A 5,054-nucleotide genomic window follows, 5' to 3' on the forward strand; every position below is an offset into this window, starting at 1 on the left:
GCCGCCTCGGCCCGCGCCCTCCCGTCATCGGGTCCTAGATCCCGTCCCCGTACCTCCCCACCCCCCGCGCGCGCTGGTACGCCCCCGGCGGCACGCCGACGCTGCGCGTGAAGTGGCGGTTGAGGTGCGGCTGGTCCGTGAATCCGACCGCCGCGGCCGCCTCCGCCGGGGAGGTCCCGGCATCCAGCAGCCGTCTGGCCCGCCGCACGCGCGCGTCCGTGAGCCAGGTGTGCGGGGGCATCCCGTAGGCCCGGCGGAAGGCCCTCAGCAGCGCGAAGGGGCTGGTGCCGAGGTCGGCGGCGAGCCGTTCCAGGGTCGGCGGGTCCGCCATCCGCTCCTCCAGGACGGCACGCGCGCGTGCCGCGTTCCGCGCGCCCGCAGAGCGGGGCGGCAGCGGGGCCACCGGGCCGCCGTGGGTGCGCAGCATCCGCGCCGTGACCAGCCGCAGCAGACTGTCGGCGGCGAGCGCGTTGCCCTCCTCGGCGGCACGGTGGACACCGACCACGAGCCGGGCCGCGTGCGGGTCGTCGACCACGGGCGAGGTGAACCCGACGGAACCGCGCAGGGCGAGGGTGTCGGCGGCGATGGACCGGATCAGCTCCGCGTCCGGGTAGATCGTGCGGTACGTCCAGCCCTCGGGCACGCCCGCGTGCCCGGTGTGCGGGGTGTCCGGGTTCACCAGGGCGATCTGGCCGGGACCCGCGTGCACCAGTTCGTCGCGGTGGTGGAAGGCCTCGACGCCCTCGGTGATCGCGGCGAACACGAAGGTCTCGTGGGTGTGCCGGGCGAAGGCCTTGCGGACGTAGTGGGCGTGCAGCAGGTCGACGCCGGGCAGCTCGGGAAACCGCCAGTACCGTGCCCGTTCACCGCTGCCCGCCATGGACCCATTCTCCCGCCGTGCTCCCGTTCCGCGGCAGGCCGCCCGGACGGTCCTCCGGCCCGGTGGACACCCGGGCGCTCCCCGGCCCGGCGGGCACCCGGCCGGCGCACGCCACCGACGGCGGATTCCCGCTGGTCCGGGCGGTTGTCAGTGGGCGGGTGCACGATGGGGGGCATGGTCAGGTCCGCGCTCGACTCGTTCTCCCCCGCGACCCGTGGTTGGTTCACCGGGGCCTTCACCGCGCCCACGGCCGCCCAGGAGGGTGCCTGGCAGGCCATCGGTGCCGGATCGGACGTGCTCGTGGTGGCTCCCACCGGCTCGGGCAAGACGCTGGCCGCGTTCCTCGCCTCCCTCGACCGGCTCGCGTCGTCCCCGCCGCCGGCCGAGCCCCGCAAGCGGTGCCGCGTGCTGTACGTGTCGCCGCTGAAGGCACTGGCCGTGGACGTCGAGCGCAATCTGCGCTCCCCGCTGACCGGCATCCGCCAGGAGTCGGTCCGGCTCGGCCTGCCCGAACCGGACATCCGGGTCGGCATCCGCTCCGGCGACACCCCGGCCGCCGAGCGCCGCGCGCTCGCGACCAGGCCGCCGGACATCCTCATCACCACGCCCGAGTCGCTGTTCCTGATGCTCACCTCGGCCGCGCGCGAAGCCCTCGCCGGCGTGGAGACGGTCATCCTCGACGAGGTCCACGCGGTCGCCGGGACCAAGCGCGGCGCCCATCTCGCCCTGTCCCTGGAGCGGCTCGACGAGCTGCTGCCCCGGCCCGCGCGCCGGATCGGTCTGTCGGCGACGGTCCGGCCGGTGGACGAGGTGGCCCGCTATCTCTCCCCCGGCCGGGCCGTGGAGATCGTCCAGCCGCCGTCCGGGAAGGAGTTCGACCTCTCGGTCGTCGTCCCGGTCGAGGACATGGGCGAGCTGGGCGGCTCGCCCGCCTCCGAGGGGAAGGAGGGCCGCGACAAGCCGTCCATCTGGCCGCACGTCGAGGAGCGGATCGCCGACCTCGTCCAGGCCCACCGTTCCACCATCGTCTTCGCCAATTCCCGGCGCCTGGCCGAGCGCCTGTGCAACCGGCTCAACGAGATCGCGTACGAACGGGCGACCGGTGAGGCCCCGCCCGAGGGCGCCCCGCCTGCGGAGATCATGGCCCAGTCGGGCGCGGCGCAGGGCGCCCCGCCGCTGCTGGCGCGGGCGCACCACGGCTCGGTGTCGAAGGAGCAGCGCGCCCAGGTCGAGGAGGATCTGAAGGCGGGCCGGCTGCCCGCCGTGGTGGCGACCTCCAGCCTCGAGCTGGGCATCGACATGGGCGCGGTCGATCTGGTCGTCCAGGTCGAGTCGCCGCCCTCCGTGGCCTCCGGGCTCCAGCGCGTGGGCCGCGCGGGGCACCAGGTGGGCGCGGTCTCCACCGGCGTGGTCTTCCCCAAGTACCGGGGGGACCTGGTGCAGGCGGCCGTGGTGACCGAGCGGATGCGCAGCGGTTCCATCGAGTCGCTGCGGATCCCGGCCAACCCGCTGGACGTACTGGCGCAGCAGCTCGTGGCCATGGTGGCGCTCGACACCTGGCAGGTGGACGACCTGCTCGCCGTGGTGCGCCGGGCCGCGCCCTTCGCCTCGCTCCCCGACTCCGCGTTCACCGCCGTCCTCGACATGCTGGCGGGCCGCTACCCGTCGGACGCCTTCGCCGAACTGCGACCGCGCGTCGTGTGGGACCGCGTCGCCGGGACGGTCACGGGGCGGCCGGGGGCGCAGCGGCTCGCGGTGACCTCCGGCGGCACCATCCCCGACCGGGGCCTGTTCGGTGTGTTCCTGGCGGGCGCGGACCCGAAGAAGGGCGGTGGCCGGGTCGGGGAGCTGGACGAGGAGATGGTGTACGAGTCGCGGGTCGGCGACGTGTTCACCCTGGGCACCACCTCGTGGCGGATCGAGGACATCACGCGCGACCGGGTCCTGGTGTCACCGGCGCCCGGTGTGCCGGGCCGGCTGCCGTTCTGGAAGGGCGACCAGCTGGGACGGCCGCTGGAGCTGGGGCGGGCGGTCGGCGCCTTCCTGCGCGAGGTGGGCGCCCTGGGGCCGGAGGACGCCCGGCTGCGGCTGCTCGCCGCGGGGCTCGACGCCTGGGCCGCGGACAACGTCCTCGCGTACCTCACCGAGCAGCGGGAGTCCTGCGGCCACGTCCCGGACGACCGGACGATCCTGGTCGAGCGTTTCCGGGACGAGCTCGGGGACTGGCGGGTCGTGATCCACTCGCCGTTCGGCGCCCAGGTGCACGCGCCGTGGGCGCTGGCGCTCGGCGCGCGGCTCGCCGAGCGGTACGGCATGGACGCCCAGGTGATGCACGCCGACGACGGCATCGTACTCAGGCTGCCGGACGCCGACCTGATGAGCCTGGAGATGGGCCTGGACCTGCTGGACCACGACCCGGTCGACCCGGGGCGCCACCAGGACACGACGTACGACGCCGACCGGGCTCCCGTCGGCGCGGCGGACGCCCTCTTCGACAAGGGCGAGATCGCGCAGATCGTCACGGACCAGGTGGGCGGCTCGGCGCTGTTCGCCTCCCGCTTCCGGGAGTGCGCGGCCCGCGCGCTCCTGCTGCCCAAGCGGAACCCGGGCAAGCGCACCCCGCTCTGGCAGCAGCGGCAGCGCGCGGCGCAGCTGCTCCAGGTGGCGAGCGAGTTCGGTTCCTTCCCGATCGTCCTGGAGGCCGTCCGCGAATGCCTCCAGGACGTCTTCGACGTGCCCGGCCTGACCGAGCTCATGGGGGACATCGAGGCCCGCCGGGTGCGCCTGGTCGAGGTGACGACCCCGGAGCCGTCGCCCTTCGCCCGTTCGCTCCTCTTCGGGTACGTGGCGCAGTTCCTGTACGAGGGCGACTCACCGCTCGCGGAGCGGCGGGCGGCCGCGCTCTCGCTCGACTCACGGCTCCTGGCCGAGCTGCTCGGGCAGGCGGAGCTGCGGGAGCTGCTGGACGCGGACGTCCTGACCGAGCTGGAGCGGGAGCTCCAGTGGCTGACGGAGGACCGCCGGATCAAGGACGTGGAGGGCGTCGCCGACCTGCTGCGGGTGCTGGGGCCGCTGACCGAGGGGGAGCTGGCCGAGCGGGGCGCCGACGCCGCCTGGGCGTCCGAGCTGGGCCGGGCCCGGCGGGCGATCCGGGTCCGGATCGGCGGCGCGGAGCACTGGGCGGCGGTCGAGGACGCGGGCCGGCTGCGGGACGCGCTCGGCACGGCCCTGCCGGTCGGTGTGCCGGAGGCCTTCACCGAGCCGGTGAAGGACCCGCTCGGCGACCTCCTCGCCCGGTACGCGCGGACGCACGGTCCGTTCACCTCCGCCCAGGCCGCGGCGCGCTTCGGCCTGGGGGCGGCGGTCACGGACGGGGCGCTCCAGCGGCTCGCCGCCGCGGGCCGGGTGGTGCAGGGCGAGTTCCATCCGTCCGGGATCGGCCAGGAGTGGTGCGACGCCGCCGTGCTGCGGCGGCTGCGCCGCCGTTCCCTCGCGGCCCTGCGCCACGAGCTGGAGCCGGTGCCGCCCGCGGCGCTCGCGACGTTCCTGCCGCAATGGCAGCACGTCGGCGGCGGGGCGCTGCGCGGGATCGACGGCCTGGCCCGGGCGGTCGAGCAGCTCCAGGGGGCACCCGTCCCGGCCTCCGCGCTGGAGAAGCTGATCCTGCCGTCCCGGGTCCGGGACTACGCGCCGGGCCTGCTCGACGAGCTGACCACCACCGGTGAGGTGGTGTGGGCGGGCGCGGGCGCGCTGCCCGGCAAGGACGGGTGGGTCTCGCTGTACCTGGCGGACGCGGCGCCGCTGCTCCTGCCGCCGCCGCACCCGCTGGAGCTCACCGCCCTGCACGAGTCGGCGCTGTCCGCGCTGTCCGGCGGGTACGGCCTGTTCTTCCGGCAGATCGCGGACCGGATCCGGGCCACCACCCACCCGGAGGCGACCGATCCGCAGCTCGCCGACGCCCTGTGGGAGCTGGTCTGGTCGGGCCGGCTCACCAACGACACCCTGGCCCCGCTGCGCGCCCTGCTCGGCTCGGGACGCACGGCCGGCTCGACGGCGCACCGCGCGCGGCGCACGGTACCCCGGGGCCGGTTCGGCGCCCTCGGCACGACCGCCCGCACGGCGTCCCGCACGGGGCCGCCGACCGTCTCCGGCCGCTGGTCGCTGCTGCCGGGGG

2 protein-coding genes are annotated in these 5,054 nt (G+C 75.7%); one reads left to right on the forward strand and one right to left on the reverse strand.

Going from position 1 to position 5,054, the window contains the following annotated elements:
• Positions 1-34 precede the first annotated feature (34 nt).
• The gene (locus RIF68_RS27065) at positions 35-880 is read right to left on the reverse strand and encodes an AraC family transcriptional regulator (protein ID WP_309053918.1); all 846 of its coding nucleotides are present in this window, start codon (positions 878-880) and stop codon (positions 35-37) included.
• A gap of 174 nt (positions 881-1,054) precedes the next feature.
• Between RIF68_RS27065 and RIF68_RS27070 the strand changes: the two genes are divergently transcribed.
• Positions 1,055-5,054 (forward strand): DEAD/DEAH box helicase (locus tag RIF68_RS27070; RefSeq protein ID WP_309053919.1); only part of this gene is annotated, 4,000 nt, incomplete at its 3' end.

The organism is Streptomyces sp. (assembly GCF_031178505.1).
Classification (GTDB): domain Bacteria; phylum Actinomycetota; class Actinomycetes; order Streptomycetales; family Streptomycetaceae; genus Streptomyces; species Streptomyces gulbargensis.